This window comes from Cellulomonas hominis (assembly GCF_005239125.1).
Taxonomy (GTDB): Bacteria; Actinomycetota; Actinomycetes; order Actinomycetales; family Cellulomonadaceae; genus Cellulomonas; species Cellulomonas hominis_A.
Genome location: NZ_SZYE01000084.1, coordinates 1 through 16,392, shown reverse-complemented (window position 1 = coordinate 16,392; position 16,392 = coordinate 1). Strand labels below are relative to the sequence as shown.

15 protein-coding genes are annotated in these 16,392 nt (G+C 76.8%); all 15 read left to right on the top strand.

The window, feature by feature from the left end; all coding sequences use genetic code 11:
- The first annotated feature begins 143 nt into the window (after positions 1-143).
- The 15 genes from FA014_RS11375 (at position 144) to FA014_RS11305 (ending at position 16,242) form a co-directional block, all read left to right on the top strand.
- A complete protein-coding gene (locus tag FA014_RS11375) occupies positions 144-797 on the top strand; it encodes a GNAT family N-acetyltransferase (RefSeq protein WP_154729792.1) in 654 nt (217 codons plus the stop codon).
- A complete protein-coding gene (locus tag FA014_RS11370; RefSeq protein WP_230323080.1) occupies positions 794-1,861 on the top strand; it encodes an amino acid ABC transporter permease in 1,068 nt (355 codons plus the stop codon). Before FA014_RS11375 ends, FA014_RS11370 begins: the two co-directional genes overlap by 4 nt.
- Positions 1,858-2,709, top strand: coding sequence for an amino acid ABC transporter ATP-binding protein (locus FA014_RS11365; RefSeq protein ID WP_154729790.1), 852 nt, complete (start codon positions 1,858-1,860; stop codon positions 2,707-2,709). Before FA014_RS11370 ends, FA014_RS11365 begins: the two co-directional genes overlap by 4 nt.
- A gap of 62 nt (positions 2,710-2,771) precedes the next feature.
- Positions 2,772-3,782, top strand: coding sequence for an ABC transporter substrate-binding protein (locus FA014_RS11360; protein ID WP_154729789.1), 1,011 nt, complete (start codon positions 2,772-2,774; stop codon positions 3,780-3,782).
- Between the two features lie 39 nt (positions 3,783-3,821).
- On the top strand, positions 3,822-5,042 hold the full coding sequence (locus tag FA014_RS11355) for an LLM class flavin-dependent oxidoreductase (RefSeq protein ID WP_154729788.1): 1,221 nt from the start codon (positions 3,822-3,824) through the stop codon (positions 5,040-5,042).
- 73 nt (positions 5,043-5,115) lie between these two features.
- Positions 5,116-5,418 carry a rhodanese-like domain-containing protein gene (locus FA014_RS11350; protein ID WP_154729798.1) on the top strand — a complete coding sequence of 101 codons (303 nt, stop codon included), beginning with the start codon at positions 5,116-5,118 and terminating at the stop codon, positions 5,416-5,418.
- A 119-nt stretch (positions 5,419-5,537) separates the two neighbouring features.
- Positions 5,538-6,656: an LLM class flavin-dependent oxidoreductase gene (locus tag FA014_RS11345; protein ID WP_154729787.1), complete on the top strand. Its 1,119-nt coding sequence runs from the start codon at positions 5,538-5,540 to the stop codon at positions 6,654-6,656.
- Positions 6,657-6,670: 14 nt separating this feature from the next.
- The gene (locus FA014_RS11340; protein ID WP_154729786.1) at positions 6,671-7,804 is read left to right on the top strand and encodes an LLM class flavin-dependent oxidoreductase; all 1,134 of its coding nucleotides are present in this window, start codon (positions 6,671-6,673) and stop codon (positions 7,802-7,804) included.
- A gap of 49 nt (positions 7,805-7,853) precedes the next feature.
- Complete coding sequence (locus FA014_RS11335; protein WP_154729785.1) at positions 7,854-9,485, top strand: ABC transporter substrate-binding protein; 1,632 nt, start codon at positions 7,854-7,856, stop codon at positions 9,483-9,485.
- A complete protein-coding gene (locus FA014_RS11330) occupies positions 9,467-10,444 on the top strand; it encodes an ABC transporter permease (RefSeq protein ID WP_328288197.1) in 978 nt (325 codons plus the stop codon). The genes FA014_RS11335 and FA014_RS11330 overlap by 19 nt, the downstream gene beginning before the upstream one ends.
- A complete protein-coding gene (locus FA014_RS11325; RefSeq protein WP_419178393.1) occupies positions 10,441-11,376 on the top strand; it encodes an ABC transporter permease in 936 nt (311 codons plus the stop codon). Before FA014_RS11330 ends, FA014_RS11325 begins: the two co-directional genes overlap by 4 nt.
- Entirely contained in the window at positions 11,373-13,175 is a 1,803-nt protein-coding gene (locus FA014_RS11320) for a dipeptide ABC transporter ATP-binding protein (protein ID WP_230323079.1), read from the top strand. The genes FA014_RS11325 and FA014_RS11320 overlap by 4 nt, the downstream gene beginning before the upstream one ends.
- Complete coding sequence (locus FA014_RS11315; RefSeq protein WP_230323078.1) at positions 13,172-14,506, top strand: M20/M25/M40 family metallo-hydrolase; 1,335 nt, start codon at positions 13,172-13,174, stop codon at positions 14,504-14,506. The genes FA014_RS11320 and FA014_RS11315 overlap by 4 nt, the downstream gene beginning before the upstream one ends.
- Before the next feature lie 804 nt (positions 14,507-15,310).
- Positions 15,311-15,601: a class F sortase gene (locus FA014_RS11310; RefSeq protein ID WP_195969256.1), complete on the top strand. Its 291-nt coding sequence runs from the start codon at positions 15,311-15,313 to the stop codon at positions 15,599-15,601.
- Complete coding sequence (locus FA014_RS11305; RefSeq protein WP_230323077.1) at positions 15,598-16,242, top strand: RNA polymerase sigma factor; 645 nt, start codon at positions 15,598-15,600, stop codon at positions 16,240-16,242. The genes FA014_RS11310 and FA014_RS11305 overlap by 4 nt, the downstream gene beginning before the upstream one ends.
- The last annotated feature ends 150 nt before the right edge of the window (positions 16,243-16,392 follow it).

Genomic DNA, 16,392 nt, shown 5'->3' with positions numbered 1-16,392 from the left:
CGCCGCGCGGGGCGGGGTCGGCGGCGCCCGGGCCCTGCCCGCCGAGGCCCCCTGGTCCGCCGCCCCGTTCGCCCTGACCTGACGGCCGCGCCACCGCACCCCGTCCGCCGCCGCACCCGACCGACCGACCCCGAGGTGACCCGATGACCACGACCCCGCTGCGGGTGCCGGTGCCCGACCCGGCCCCGCTCGACCCCGCCCCGCTCGACCCGGCCCCGCTCGCTCCGGCCCCGCTCGACCCGGCGCGGCTCAGCGTGCGCGCCGCGCGGCTGGACGACCCGCTGGTCGGCCCGCTGCTCGACGGCCTGGCGCACGAGTACAGCACCCGGTACCGGGGCCTGCTCTCGCCGGCCGAGCTGCGCGACGAGCTGGCGCACCACGGGGCGGAGGAGTTCGCCCCGCCGCACGGCGCCCTGGTGCTCGTGCTGGAGGACGGTGCGCCGGTCGCGGGCGGGGCGTTCCGCCGCCGCTGGGAGCCGGAGCACGGCGAGCCGGCCCGGCTCGCCGACACCGCCGCCCGGGACGCCGCGGGCGCGCCCGCGGTGCGGACCGCCGAGCTCAAGCGGATCTGGACCCACGCGGCGCACCGCCGCCGGGGCCTGGGCCGCGTGGTGCTCGCCGAGCTCGAGGCCCGCGCCGCCGCGGCCGGCTACCCGCGGCTCTACCTGACCACCGGCCCGAAGCAGCCGGAGGCCGTGCAGCTGTACCTCGCGGCCGGCTACACCCCGCTGTTCGAGCCCGCCGCGTACCCCGGCGACCTGGTCCCGCACGCCTTCGAGAAGTGGCTCGCCCGGTGAGCGCCGCGACCACGACGCCCGCCCCCGCGACCGGCGCCGCCCCCGCTCCGGCCGTCGACGCCGGCGCCCTCGCCGACCTGCCCGTCCTCCCCGCCCGGCACCCGGGCCGCTGGGTCGCCACCGCCGGCGTGGCCGTCCTGGTGGCGATGGTCGCCAGCTCGCTGCTCACCAACCCGCAGTGGGAGTGGGACGTCGTCGCGCAGTACCTGACCTGGCCGTCCGTGCTCCAGGGCGTGTGGGCGACCGTGCGGCTCACCGCCGTCGCGGCGGTGATCGGCTTCGGGCTCGGCACCGTCCTCGCCCTGATGCGGCTGTCCCGGTCCCCGCTGCTGCAGTCGGTCTCCTGGGCGTACTCCTGGGTGTTCCGGTCCGTGCCGCTGATCCTGCAGCTGCTGCTCTGGTACAACCTCGCCTACCTCTACCCGCAGCTGTCGATCGGCGTCCCGTTCGGCCCGGAGTGGCTGCAGTTCGACACCCTCGACGTCGTCGACAAGTTCGGCGCCGCGGTGCTCGGGCTCGGGCTGTCGCAGGCCGCGTACTCCGCGGAGATCGTCCGCGCCGGCATCCTCGGGGTCGACCAGGGCCAGCACGAGGCCGCGGCCGCGCTCGGCCTCCCGCGGGGACGGCAGCAGTGGCGGATCGTGCTGCCGCAGGCGATGCGCACCATCGTGCCCACGTCGGTGAACGAGATCATCGGGCTGCTCAAGGGCACGTCGGTCGTCTACGTGCTGGCCTACGGCGAGCTGTTCTACACGGTCGGCGTCATCTACGGCCGGAACCAGCGGGTGGTCCCGCTGCTGATCGTCGCCGCGATCTGGTACCTGCTCACGACCACCGTGCTCACGGTCGCCCAGTACTACCTCGAGCGGTACTACGCCCGCGGCGCGCTGCGCACGCTGCCGCCGACCCCGCTCCAGCGGCTGCGCTGGACGGTCGCCGTCGCCGCGGCCCGGCTGACCGGGCGCCCGCTGCCCGCGGACCTGCCGCCCACGTTCCTGGCCGGCGCCCGCCGCGGCCACCTCACCCGGACCGCACCCCGCACCGACACCGGAGGCTCCCGATGACCAGCGTGCTCCCCGCCCCCGCCGCGGCCCCGGCCGCGGCGCCCGCCGCGACCCGCGCCCCCGCCGGCGGCCACCTCCGGGTCCACGGCCTGTCCAAGTCGTACGGCACCCTCGAGGTGCTGCGCGGCGTCGACCTGGAGGTCCGCCCGGGCGAGGTCACCGTGATCCTCGGCCCGTCCGGCTCCGGCAAGTCGACCCTGCTGCGCCTGGTGAACCACCTGGAGCGCCCGGACCGCGGGTTCGTCGCCCTGGACGGCCAGGTCATCGGCTACGCCCGCCGGCGCGCGGGCTGGGGCCGGCGCCGCCGCGAGGTGCTGCGCGAGCTCACCGAGCGCGACGTGCTGCGCCAGCGCACCCGGATCGGCTTCGTGTTCCAGAACTTCCACCTGTTCCCGCACCTGACGGCCCTGGAGAACGTCGTCGAGGCGCCCGTCTCGGCCCAGGGGCGCCCGCGGGCGGAGGTGGAGGCCGAGGCCCGCGCGCTGCTCGCCCGGGTGGGGCTGTCGGACAAGGCCGACGCCCGGCCGCGGCAGCTCTCGGGCGGCCAGCAGCAGCGGGTCGCGATCGCCCGCGCGCTCGCCGTGAAGCCGGCGCTGCTGCTGTTCGACGAGCCGACGTCCGCCCTCGACCCCGAGCTCGTGGGGGAGGTGCTCGGCGTGATCCGGGACCTCGCCCACGACGGCACCACGCTCGTGGTCGTCACCCACGAGGTCGCGTTCGCCCGCGACGTCGCCGACACCGTCGTGTTCATGGACGACGGCGTCGTGGTCGAGCAGGGCCCCGCGGCCCGGGTGCTCGGCAGCCCCGCGCACCCGCGCACCCGCGCGTTCCTCGACAAGGTCCGCTGACCCGTCCCGCCCGGCGCGCGCCCACCGCCCGCGCCGACCACCCTCCCGAGAGGCCACCCGCCATGCGCACGACCCGCACCCGCCCGCCCGGCTCCCGCCGCCGCCCGCACGCCGCCCTGGCGCTCGTGCCCGTCCTCGCCCTGCTCGCCGCCTGCGGCGGGACCTCCGACGCGGCCGAGGCCGGCGGCGGCGACCTCCAGGACGCGGCCGAGGCCGCCGGCCTCGAGGTGGGCACCAGCCCGGAGCAGGACCGCATCCACACCGCCGAGAACCCCGCCGCGATCGCGCTGCTGCCGCCCGGGCTCGCGGAGCAGGACACGTTCACCGTCGCCGTCAGCGCCTACGTCGCGCCCCTGGCGTTCCTCGCCGACGACGACCAGACGCCGATCGGCAACGAGACCGACATCGCCCAGCTGGTCGCCGACGCGCTCGGCAAGGACCTCGACCTCCAGGTGAAGGCCTGGGCCGACTGGCCGCTCGCGGTCCAGTCCGGCGACGTCGACGCCACCATCTCCAACGTCACCGTGACCGAGGAGCGCAAGGAGCTGTTCGACTTCTCGTCCTACCGGGACGACGAGCTCGGCTGGCTGGTGAAGGCCGGCAGCGACATCACCGCGATCGACGAGCCGGCCGACATCGCGGGCCTCACCGTGGCCGTCGGGTCGGGCACCAACCAGGAGAAGATCCTGCTCGCCTGGGACGAGGAGAACCAGGCCGCCGGCCTCGATCCCGTGCAGGTCGAGTACTTCGAGAACGACGGCGACACCATCCTCGCGCTGCAGTCCGGCCGGATCGACGTCTCGTTCGGCCCCAACGCCACCGCCGCGTACAAGGCCAAGGTCTCGCCGCAGGACTTCACCGTGGTCGGGACGCTCAACGGCGGCTGGCCGGACACCGCGCAGATCGCCGTGACCACGCTCAAGGGCAGCGGCTGGGCCGACGCCGTCACCGCCGCCCTGCAGGGCGCGTTCGACGACGGCAGCTACGAGCAGGTCCTCGAGCGCTGGGGCCTCGAGGCCGAGGCGATCGACGCGCCCGTCACCAACCCGCCCGGCCTGCCCCGGACGTCCTGACCGCCGACGGCCCGCCCGCACCACCCCCGGAGGAGAACCATGTCCGAGAACCCCCGCGTCCCGCTGTCCGTGCTCGACCTCGCGGTCGTCCCCGCGGGCGGCACCGGCGCCGAGGCCGTGCGGGCGGCCGTCGACCTGGCCGTCGACCTCGACCGGCTCGGCTACCGCCGGGTCTGGTACGCCGAGCACCACCTGTCCCCGGGCGTCGGCTCCGCGTCGCCCGCGGTGCTCGCCGCCGCCGTCGCGGCCCGCACCGAGCGGATCCGCGTCGGGTCGGGGGCGGTGCTGCTCAGCACCACCAGCCCGCTGGTCGCCGCCGAGCAGTTCGGCACCATCGCCGCGCTGCACCCGGGGCGGGTCGACCTGGGTCTGGGCCGGGCGTTCACGCCGCCGCGGTCGGCTCCGGACGGGCCGGCCACGGAGCCGGCGGCCGTCGCCCCGGCGCCCGCGGCGCGGCCGGTCCTCGGCCCCCGCGTCGTCGACGGCCTGCACGTCCCCGGTGCCCCGCCGGTCGACGGCTCCGACTCCGTGCTGCGCGAGCGGCTGCTCGCGCAGAAGCGCGTCGTCGGGGCCTCCCGCACCCCGGCGGCGTTCCGCGACGAGCTCGGCCTGGTCCTCGGCCTGCGCGCCGGGGACTACGCCGAGGCCGACGGCACCCGGCACGTGGCGCCACCGGTCGAGGGCGCCGACTTCGACCTCTGGGTGCTCGCCTCCTCGGCGGGGGAGAGCGCCCGGGTCGCCGGCGAGCTCGGCCTGCCGATCGCGGCGAACTTCCACGTCAGCCCGGCCACCACCCTCGACACGATCGCCGCCTACCGCGCGGCCTTCCGCCCGGGGGTGCTCGACCGGCCGTACGTGGTGGTGTCGGCCGACGTGCTGGTCGCCGAGACCACCGCCCGCGCCCGGGCGCTCGCCACCCCGTTCGCCGACTGGGTGCTGTCCATCCGCCGCGGCGCCGCCGGGGCGATCGCCTACCCGCACCCCGACGACGCCGTGCCGTGGGAGGCGCGCGACGCCGAGGAGCGCGCCCTCGTCGCCGACCGGGTCGACACCCGCGTCGTCGGCGCCCCCGGGCACGTCGTCGACCGGCTGGCGACGCTGCAGCGCGTCACCGGCGCCGACGAGCTGCTCGTCACCACGGCCACGCACGACCCCGCCGACGCCCGGCGGTCGTTCGCGCTGCTCGCCGAGGCCTGGGGCGTCGCGCCCGCGGCCCCGCCCGCCGGCACCGACCGCCCCGCCCTCGCCCTCGTCCCCTGAAGGAGCCCGCCATGACCAGCACACCCACCACGCCCGCGCCCACGACGCCGGCGCCCGCCACCCCCGAGGCGACCTGGGCCGCGGCGCCCTGCTCGTCGACGTCCGCTCCGCGGGCGGCCGCGCGTCGCACGGCGAGATCCCGGGCTCGACCCTGCTGGACCGCACGGACCTCGACGCGCTGTTCGGCCCCGCGCACGCGCCGGTGATCTCGATCGACACCCCGGTCGTCGTGGTGTGCGGCTCGGAGAACGGCTCCCGCCCGGTCGCCGAGGCCCTGGCGGCCCGCGGCTACACCGTGTCGCACGTCGACGGCGGCTTCCCTGCCTGGCGCGACGCCGGCCTCCCCGCCGAGCCGCCGACCGACGCCCCCGCCTGACCCCCACCGACCCGCCCGTGCCGCCGAGACAGGACCTCCCGGCCGAGGGAGGACCCGCGACGGACCTCTCTCGGCGCGCAGGCCCTCTCTCGGCGAGAGAAGCGAAGGAGCACCCCACCATGCCCGTCGAGTTCCTCGGCATCGCCACCACCAACGACGCGTCCGAGACGCGCGCCGCCACGACCCGCCCGTTCGACCCCCGCTACCTGGAGCGGATCGTCCGGGCGCACGAGGACCACGGCTGGACCCGGGTCCTGTTCGCCTACGGCTCGGCCGGGCCGGAGCCGGCGGCCCTCGCCGCGTACGTCGCGTCCCGCCTCGACTCCATCGAGCTGCTGCTCGCGCACCGGCCGAACGTCTCGTACCCGACCTACGCCGCCAAGACGTTCGCGACGCTCGACCAGCTGTCCGGCGGGCGGCTGTCGGTCCACTTCATCACCGGCGGCAACGACCACGAGCAAGGCCGCGAGGGCGACACCCTGACCAAGGACGAGCGGTACGCCCGCACCCAGGAGTACATCCAGATCGTCAAGCGGGCGTGGACGTCCACCGAGCCGTTCGACCACCACGGCCGGTTCTACGACTTCGCCGACTTCCACCTGGACACCAAGCCGGTCGACGGCCACGTGCCGACCGTCTCGTTCGGCGGGTCCTCCGACGCGGCGTTCCGGGTCGGTGCGGCGGAGGCGGACATCTACGCCGTCTGGGGCGAGCCGCTGGACCGCACCCGGGAGCAGATCGACCGGGTGCACGCCGAGGCCGCCGCCGCGGGCCGTGCGACGCCGCCGCGCATCCACGCCGCGTTCCGGCCGATCATCGCGCCGACCGAGGAGCTGGCCTGGGAGAAGGCCCACCGCGTGCTCGGCGCGATCGAGGCGCGCAAGGCCGCGCTCGGCGGCGTGCTCAGCACGCGGCACCCGGTCGACGCCCCGGAGAACGCGGGCTCCCAGCGGCTGCTGGAGATCGCCGCGCAGGGCGAGCGGTACGACTCGGTGCTGTGGACCGCCACGGCCAGGGCCACCGGTGGCGCGGGCAACTCGAACGCGCTGGTCGGCACGCCGGAGCAGGTCGCCGAGGCGCTGCTGGCGTACTACGACCTCGGCGTCCGGGTCATCTCGGCCCGCGGCTACGACCTGCTGGACGACGCGGTCGACTTCGGCCGGTACGTCATCCCGCTGGTGCGCGAGGGCGTCGCCGCGCGCGACCGCGAGGCCGCCACGTCGTCCGCCGCGGCCTGACCGGGGGCCGGCCCGTGCGCTTCCAGCTGCTCGACATCGTCTTCAACCCGCCGCACCCCGTCACGGGCGAGGCGGTGCCGCCGGCCGACCGGCTGGCCCGCACCGTGCGGCACGCCGTCCTGGCCGAGGAGCTCGGCTTCGACTCGTTCGCCGTGGGGGAGCGGCACGCCGGTGACGTCCTGTCGTCGGCCCCCACCGTGATCCTCGGGGCGATCGCCGCCTCGACCAGCAGGATCCTGCTGTCGACGGGCGTCACGGTGCTGTCCCTGCTCGACCCCGTGCGGGTCGCCGAGGACCTGGCGACCGTCGACCAGCTGTCCCGCGGGCGGCTGGAGATCGTCATCGGGAAGGGCAACGAGGTGCTGCAGTACCCGCTGCTCGGCCTCGACCTCGCCCGGCAGTACGAGTACCTCGAGGAGAACTACGAGCTCCTCCGGCTGCTGCTGTCCGAGGAGGACGTGACCTGGGAGGGCCGGCACCGGCACCGCCTGGAGCACGCGACCACGCTCCCGCGGCCGTACGCCGGGCCGTTCCGGATCTGGCACGGCTCGGCGACCTCCCGGTTCGCGGTCGAGCTGGCCGCGCGGTGGGGCGACCCCGTCGTCACCGCCAACGCCCTGCAGCCGCGGGAGAACTACGCGGTGCTGCTCGACCACTACCGCGAGCGGTACGCCGCGCACGGCCACGACCCGGCCGGCGCGTACGTCGGCGCCGGCTCCGGCGGGCTGTTCCTCGCGGACACCACCGAGGCGGCCGTCGCGCAGTACCGGCCGCTGTACCAGGGACAGGTCGACGCCGCCGCCCGTCGGGGCCACGGCGCCGACGCCGTGGGGAGGGCGCCGTCCTTCCGCACGCTGGAGGAGGCCGTCGAGCGCGGCCCCGCCCTGGTCGGCTCGCCGGAGCGGGTGGCCGAGAAGATCCTCGACTACCACGCGACCTACGGGCACGTCCTGCAGTCCGTCTCCGTGAACCACCTGCTCGACCCCGCGGAGCAGGAGGACGTGCTGCGTCGGTTCGCCGAGGAGGTCGCGCCGCTGGTCCGCGCCGAGGTGCGCACCGACCTGTGGAGCGCCGCCGACCCCCGCCGCGCCGCCGGCTTCACCGCCGTCGACCACGCGGCGCAGGCCCCCGTGCCCGTCGCCGGCTGACCCGCCGCGCCGACTCACCACCCCCGACCCACCCACCCCAGGAGCACCGATGACCACGCCCACCCGACGTCGGGGCGCCCGCCCCGCCGCCGCGGCCACGCTCGCCACCACCGCCCTGCTGCTCGCCGCCTGCTCCTCGGGCGGGACCGGCGGCGGCTCCGGCGACGCCTCGACCGGCGCGGACGCCGAGCCCGTCACCGGCGGCGACCTCCGGTTCGCGATCACGGTCGACTCCCGGTGCATCGACCCGCAGCAGGTCGGCAACAACGACGCCATCGCCGTCGCCCGGCAGACCGTCGCCTCGCTCACCGCGCAGGACCCGGACACCGGCGAGATCGTGCCGTGGCTCGCCGAGAGCTGGGAGGTCGGCGACGACGCGTCGAGCTACACGTTCCACCTGCGCGAGGGCGCCACCTACGCGGACGGCACCCCGATCGACGCGGAGTCGGTGAAGACGAACTTCGACGCGATCGTCGCCCTCGGCGCGACGGCGTCGCTGGGCTCGCAGTACCTGGTGGGATACGAGGGCACGACGGTCGCGGACCCGCAGACGCTCACCGTCGACTTCGCCCAGCCGAGCGCCCAGTTCCTCCAGGCCACCTCGACGTTCTCCCTCGGCCTGCTGTCACCCGCCTCGGCGGACCTCACGCCCGAGGAGCGCTGCGCCGGCGACTACGTGGGGTCCGGCCCGTTCCAGGTCGAGTCGTACACCCAGGACCAGGAGATCGTCCTGACGAAGGTGCGCGGCTACGACTGGTCGTCGGAGGCCGACGAGCACACCGGCGAGGCCTACCTCGACACCGTGACGTACCAGGTCATCCCGGAGTCGTCGGTGCGCGCCGGCAGCCTGGCCTCGGGCCAGATCGACGCGACCGCGGCGATCGCGGCCGTCGACCAGCCGCAGTTCGACGGCAACGGGTTCTGGCTGCAGCAGCGCGCCAACCCCGGCGTGGCATACCAGCTGTTCCCGAAGGAGTCGAGCCCGCTCGCGTCCGACGAGGCCGTGCGGGTCGCCATCTCGAAGGGCATCGACCGGCAGCAGATCGTCGACACCGTCCTCACCGAGCGCGACCAGGCGGCGACCGGCGTGCTCTCCCACTCCACCCCGCTCGCCGCGGACCTGGGCGACCTGCTCGCCCACGACCCCGACGGCGCCGAGGAGCTGCTGGACGACGCGGGCTGGCTGGTCGGCGACGACGGCATCCGGGAGAAGGACGGACAGAGGCTGTCGACCACCGTCACGTTCTGGCAGGACCCGGCGCCGCTGGAGCTCGTGCAGCAGCAGCTGCGCCAGATCGGCGTGGACCTGCAGCTGCAGCACGTCGAGATCGCCGAGTCGACCGCCATCAAGGAGAGCGGCGACTTCGACTTCGACTACTACAACCTCACCCGGTCGGACCCGGACGTGCTGCGGCTGATCTTCTCGGCGAACGCGCGCAACATCAACGACCGCCCGGCCGAGGAGGTCGACGACCTGCTCGACCGGTCCGCCGCGGCCACCGACCCCGACGAGCGCGGGCAGCTGATCGAGGAGGCCTCCCGCCTGCTGGTCGAGCACGGCCACGCCATCCCGGTCTACGAGCTGTCGACCACGATCGCCGCCGCCGACCGCGTGCACGGGCTCACGTTCGAGGGCTCCAGCCGGCTCGACTTCTACGGCGCGTGGGTGGACCCGTCCTGATGGCCCGGTACGTCGCGCGACGCGCCGCCCAGGGGCTGTTCGTGCTCTGGGCCGCGTTCACCATCGCCTTCTTCGTGCTCTACCTGCTCCCGAGCGACCCGGCGGCGCTGGCCGCCGGGTCGGGCGGGGAGGTGGCGTCGGTCGACCCGGCCCTGCTGGACGACCTGCGCGCCCGGTACGGGCTGGACCGGCCGGTGCTGGTCCAGTACGCCGACGCCCTCTGGGGTGCGGTCCGGCTCGATCTCGGGCCGTCGTACCAGTCGGGGGCGCCGGCCGGGACCCTGGTCGCGCAGGCGCTGCCCCAGACGCTGCTGCTCACGGGCGTCGCCCTGACGCTCGCGGTGCTCGGCGGCACGGCGCTCGCGGTGGCCAGCGTGCTGCCGCGCAGCCGGTGGCTGCGCCAGGTGCTGTCGGCGCTGCCGCCGGTGGGGGTCGCGCTGCCGACGTTCTTCATCGGGCTCGTCCTGCTGCAGTGGCTGTCGTTCCGCGCCGGCCTGCTGCCCGCGATCGGCAACTCCGGCTGGCAGAGCCTGGTGCTGCCCGCCGTGACCCTCGCGATCCCGCCCGGCGCGCAGCTCGCGCAGGTGCTGTCCCGCAGCCTGCGCGGCACGCTCGGCGAGCCGTACGTCGAGACCGCCCGCGCCAAGGGGGCCGGCCGGCTCCGGGTGCAGCTCGGGCACGCGCTGCGCAACGCGGCGATCCCGGCGTTCACGATGCTCGGCGTCCTGGTGGGCGGGCTGCTCGGCGGGGCGGTCGTCACCGAGACCGTCTTCTCCCGGGTCGGGCTCGGGCGGCTCACCGTGCAGTCCGTCAACACCCAGGACGTGCCGGTGGTGCTCGCGGTCGTCGTGCTCTCGGCGCTCGTGTTCGTCGTCACCACGCTGGTCGTCGACCTGCTCTACCCGCTGCTGGACCCGCGCATCGAGCAGGCCCCGACCCGGAAGGCGGTGGCCGCGTGACCGCCACGACCACCCGCACCCCCGACGAGATCGAGATCGCGGACCGCCAGGACGCCCGGTCGATCCTGCGGCACGGGCGGGCGCGGCGCGCCGGGTCCGCCGGCCCGTGGGCCGCGCGGGCGGGGCGGTATCTGCTCCGGCGCCCGGGGCTGGTGCTCGCGGGGCTGGTGCTGCTGCTCGTCGCCGCCTGGGCCGCCGCGCCGGCTGTGTTCGCGTCCGGCGACCCGATCACCGGCGTGCCCGCCGACCGGCTGCTGGCGCCGTCCCCCGAGCACCTGTTCGGCACCGACCACCTGGGCCGCGACGTGTGGACGCGCGTCGTGCACGGCGCCTCGCTGTCCCTGCGGACCACGGCGCTCGCGGTCGTCGTCGGGCTGGTGGTCGGGTCGGCCCTCGGGCTGCTGGCCGGGTTCCTGCGCGGCTGGGTGGACGACGTCGTGGGCCGCGCGGTCGACGTGCTGCTCGCGGTGCCCAGCATCCTGCTGTCGCTCGCGATCATCACCGCGCTCGGCACCGGGCCCACCAAGATCGCGGTCGCGGTCGGCGTCGGGGCCGTGGCGACGTTCGCCCGCGTGATGCGCGCCGAGGTGCTGCGCACGTCGACCTCGGTCTATGTCGAGGCCGCGCGCGCCTCGGGCGCCCGGTGGTGGTCCGTCCTGGGCCGGCACGTGCTGCCCAACTCCGCCGGGCCGGTGCTCGCGCTGGTCGCGCTGGAGTTCGGCGGCGCGGTGCTGGCGGTGTCCGCGCTGAGCTTCCTCGGCTACGGCACTCCGCCGCCCACCCCGGAGTGGGGGGCGCTGATCTCCGGCGGCCGCGACTACCTCGCCACCGCCTGGTGGCTCACCACCTTGCCCGGGCTCGTGATCGTGGCGGTCGTGCTGTCCGCCAACCGGGTCGCGCGGGCGCTCGAGACGACGGGAGAGGACCAGTGACGCAGCTGCAGGAGGACCGGGCCGCCGCCCCGGCCGGGGCCGACGCGACGCCCGTGCTCGAGGTCGAGGGCCTCGAGGTCGGCTACCGCACCCGGGACGGCCAGGTGTACCGGGCCGTGCGCGGGGTGGACCTGCGGGTCCGCCCCGGCGAGGTGGTCGCGCTGGTCGGCGAGTCCGGGTCCGGCAAGAGCACCACCGCGCACGCGGCGCTGCACCTGCTGGCCCGCGGCGGCGCGGCCACGGGCGGGCGGATCCGGCTCGGCGGTCGGGACGTGTCCGACCTGACCGAGCGCGAGTGGCAGGCGGTCCGCGGCCGCGAGGTGGGGCTGGTCCCGCAGGACCCGACCGTGTCGCTCAACCCGGTGCAGCGCGTCGGCGACCAGGTGGCCGAGGTCCTGGTCATCCACGGGCTGGCCCGGCGCCGGGAGGCGCGCCGCCGCGCGGTCGCCCTGCTGGAGCAGGCCGGGGTCCCCGACCCCGCGGCGCGCGCCCGGCAGTACCCGCACCAGCTGTCCGGCGGCCTTCGGCAGCGGGTGCTCATCGCCATCGCGATCGCTGCGGGGCCCCGGCTGGTCGTCGCCGACGAGCCCACCAGCGCCCTCGACGTCACCGTCCAGCGGCGGATTCTCGACCACCTGGAGACGCTGGTCCGGGACCGCGGGACGGCGCTGCTGCTCATCACGCACGACCTCGGGGTCGCCGCGGACCGGGCCGACCGGATCGTCGTGCTGGAGAACGGGGTGGTGGTCGAGGAGGGCAACGCCCACGAGGTGCTCGGGGACCCGCGGCACCCGTACACGCGGCAGCTGATCGCGGCGGCGCCGAGCCTCGCGGACGGGCGGCTGGTGGCGGCGTCGCCGGGTGCGGCGGGCGGGGCGGCGGTGCCGTCCGCGCCGACGGCGACCGCGACCGGGGCCCCCGCGGTGCCGGCCGCCGAGGTCGTGCCGGTGCTGGAGCTGGTCGACGTCCGCAAGGAGTTCCCGCGGCCGCGCGGCGCCGCGGGCGCCCGCTCGCTGGTCGCCGTCGACGGCGTGAGCCTGCGCGTCGACCGCGGGACGACGTACGCCCTCGTGGGCGAGTCCGGCTCCGGCAAGAGCACGACCGCCCGCCTCGCCCTGCACCTGGAGCAGCCCACCGCGGGCCGGGTCCGGTTCCGCGGCGAGGACGTCACCGGCGCGCGCGGCGAGACCCTGCGCCGGCTGCGCCGCGGGTTCCAGGTCGTCTACCAGAGCCCGTACGCGTCGCTCGACCCGCGGTTCACGGTCGCCGAGGTGATCGCGGAGCCGCTGCGCGCCTACGGCGTCGGCACACGGGCCGAGCGCGCCGACCGGGTGCGCGAGCTGCTCGCCGACGTCGCCCTGCCCGCCGACGCCGCCCGGCGGAGCCCGCGCGAGCTCTCGGGCGGGCAGCGGCAGCGGGTGGCGATCGCCCGCGCGCTCGCCCTGCGCCCGGACCTGGTGGTGCTGGACGAACCGGTGTCGGCGCTCGACGTGTCCGTGCAGGCGCAGATCCTCGACCTGCTGGTCCGGCTCCAGGCCGAGCACGGCCTGACCTACCTGTTCATCTCGCACGACCTGGCGGTGGTCCGGCGGGTCGCCGACCAGGTCGGCGTGCTGCACGACGGCCGGCTCGTCGAGCAGGGCACCGCCGAGCAGATCCTGCTCGACCCGCGGCAGGAGTACACCCGCGAGCTCGTCGCGGCGATCCCGGGGCGCCGCGCGCGGTCGGCCCCACTCGCCTCCGCCGGCCGCCCGACCGGCGCCCGCGCAGCCCGCGCCACCCCCGAGGAGACCCGGTGACCGCCCTGCCCGACGCCGACCGCCTGGCCGGCGAGACCACCGAGCTGCTGCAGGCGCTGATCCGGAACGCCTGCGTGAACGAGGGCACCGTCGAGTCGGGGCAGGAGATCCGCAACGCCCGGACGATCGCGGACTACCTGGACGGCGCCGGGCTGGACCTGGAGGTCGTCGAGCCGCAGCCCGGCCGCGCGTCGCTCGTCACCCGCATCGAGGGCCGCGTCCCGGGTGCGCCGTCGCTCGGGCTCCTCGGGCACACCGACGTCGTCCCGGTCGAGCCGGACGGCTGGACGCGCGACCCGTTCGGCGGCGAGCTGGTCGACGGCTGGGTGTGGGGGCGGGGCGCGATCGACATGCTCGGGCTGACGGCCGCGTACGCCGTGGTGACCCGGGCGGTCGCGGCCGCCGGCGTCCCGCTGTCGGGCGACCTGCTGCTCGCCGCCGTCGCGGACGAGGAGCACGGCAGCGTCTGGGGCGTCGACTGGCTGACGACGCACCGCTGGGACCTGGTGCGGGCCGACCACGTGCTCACGGAGTCGGGCGGCGTCCCCGTCGGGGCGCACCGCACGCTCGCCGTCGGGGAGAAGGGCGGCGCCGGCCGGCGGCTGCGGGTCGCCGGCACGCCCGGCCACGGCTCGGGCCCGTGGGGGAGCCGGAACGCGATCGTCCTCGCCGCGGAGGCGGTGCGGCGGATCGCGGCGCTGCGCGGCCCGGTCGTGATCGGCGACCTGTGGCGGCGGTACGTCGACGCGCTCGACCTGCCGGCGGACGTCCGGGAGGCGGCCCTGGACCCGGAGCAGCTCGACGAGGCGCTGCCGCTGCTCGGCGCGATCGCCCCGGTGGCGCACGCCACGACGCACACCACGGTCGCCCCCACGGTGCTGCACGCCGGCGGCAAGCCGAACGTCATCCCGGGGCGCGCGGAGATCACGCTCGACATCCGGGTGCTGCCCGGCGCCCGCCCCGCGGACGTGGACGCGCTGCTCGCCGAGGCGGTGGGCGACCTCGCGCCGCACGTCGTGGTCGAGGGCGACCGGTGGGGCGAGCCGTCCCTGTCGCCGACCGACACCGAGCTGTACCGGGTCATCGAGAAGGCGGTGGGCGACCGCACCGGCGGGGCGCCGGTCCTGCCGACGCTCGGCACCGGGGGCACCGACGGGCGGTTCTACCGGCGCCGCGGCGTGCCGGCCTACGGCTTCGGCCTGCTGTCGCCGGCGTGGGACGCGGGCACGTGGCGCGGGCTGTTCCACGGCGACGACGAGCGCGTGGACGTGGCGAGCCTCGCGCTGACCACGGCCGCGCTGCACGACGTGGTGACGGGCTTCCTGCGGTAGGGCCGGGACGCCGCGGCCGCGGCACCGGGTCCGCGAGGGCGGACGGGGACGAACCCTCCAGGTTCCTGCGCGCCCGGTGCATCCGCGCCGGGTGCGTGCGCGGTAGAGGGGGTGTCAGCCGCCCACGCCTCCGCCGACGGGGAGCGGGCTGCACTCGGCCCCGGGCGGCGTGCCGTCCGGCGAGCTCGGTACGGCGGCCGAGCAGGGCTCCACGGCGCCGTGGGTCGCGTCCGCGACGCTGCTGGCGATGGTCGCGGTCGCCGGGGCCGTGCGGCCCGCGCGGCGGGCCCGCGCAGCGTCCACGACCGCCGCTGAGACGGCCGGGGCGCGGGTGCGTCGTCCCCGCCGCCCGCGCCCCGGTCCAGCCCCCGCGTCCCGACCCGGAGGCACCGTGCCACCCACCGACCCCGGCCCCCGGCCACGCCGCTGCCCCCGGGGCGTGGTCGGGACCCTCCTCGCCGTCGTCCTGCTCGGGCTGGCGGCGGCGGGGCTGGCGGGGGCGTTCCCGGGCTCGGAGCGGCAGGGCGCGGTGGAGGTGGTGACGTCCCCGGCGACGACGTCGGGCACGGCCACGCCGTCGCCGACCACCCCGCCCGTGCCCGTCGTCCCCGCCACGCCGCCGCCGGCCGCGGCCCCGTCGCCGACCGCGCCGGTGCGGGTCGCCATCCCGGGCCGCGACGTGGACGTCCCCGTCGACCCGGTCGGCGTCGCCCCGGACGGGCAGATGGGGATCCCGCCGCTCGCCGAGCGCGGCGGCTGGTGCCGGTTCGGCCCCGACCCCGGCGACCCGCCGGCACCACCGTCGTGGCCGCGCACGTCGACTCGATCGCGTCCGGCGGGACCGGGCCGTTCGTGCACCTGGTCGACGCCCGGCCCGGCGACGCCGTCGAGGTCACGCTCGCCGACGGCAGCACCCGCACGTACGCCGTCGACGCCGTGACCAGGTTCCCCAAGGACGAGGCGCGGTGGCCGGACGTGTTCACCCCGGACGGCCCGCCGCGGCTCGCGCTCGTGACGTGCGGCGGCACCTTCGACCGGGACTCGCGGCACTACGTCGACAACGTCCTGGTCACGGCCACCCCGGTCGGCGCATGATGGCCTCCGCGACCCCCGCACCCCGCGGCGGGACCCGGCCCGCGAGGAGGCGTGCCCTGCCCAGCCCCGTCGCGCGCCTGCACCCGCCGTCCGAGTGGGACGACGAGGCCGTGGCGCGCGCGTTCGAGGCCGGCGACGAGCAGGCGCTCGCGGAGGCGTACCGGCGGTGGTCGGCGTTCGTGCACACCGTGGCGCTGCGCACCCTGGGGTCGGCGGCCGACGCCGAGGACGTCACCCAGCAGGTGTTCGTCGCCGCGTGGCGCGGCCGCTCCGGCTACCGCGCCGACCGCGGACCGCTGCGCGCGTGGCTCACCGGCATCACCCGGAACGCCGTGGCCGACGCGCTCGCCCGCCGCACCCGCGACGCCCGGGACGTGCGCGCCGTCGCCGCCCGGGCCCCGCGCGAGCCCGAGCCCGAGGCCGCGCGGGTGGCGGACCACGTCGTGGTGGTCGACGAGCTGCACCGGCTCGGCGAGCCGCAGCGCACCATCCTCGCGCTGGCGTTCTACGACGACCTCACGCACGACCAGATCGCCCGGCGCCTCGACCTGCCGCTCGGCACGGTCAAGAGCCACATCCGTCGTAGCCTGCAACGGCTGCGCGACCGGTTGGAGGTGGACGGTGCCGCACCTCGACCCTGAGGACCTCGCGCTCGCCGCCCTCGGCGAGCCGCTCGACGCCCCGGCGCGCGCGCACCTCGCGGCGTGCGCCGACTGCGCCCGCGAGGTCGCGTCGCTCGCCGCCGCGGCGGCCGTCGCGCGCGACGGGTCCGGCGACGCCCTCGTCCCGGC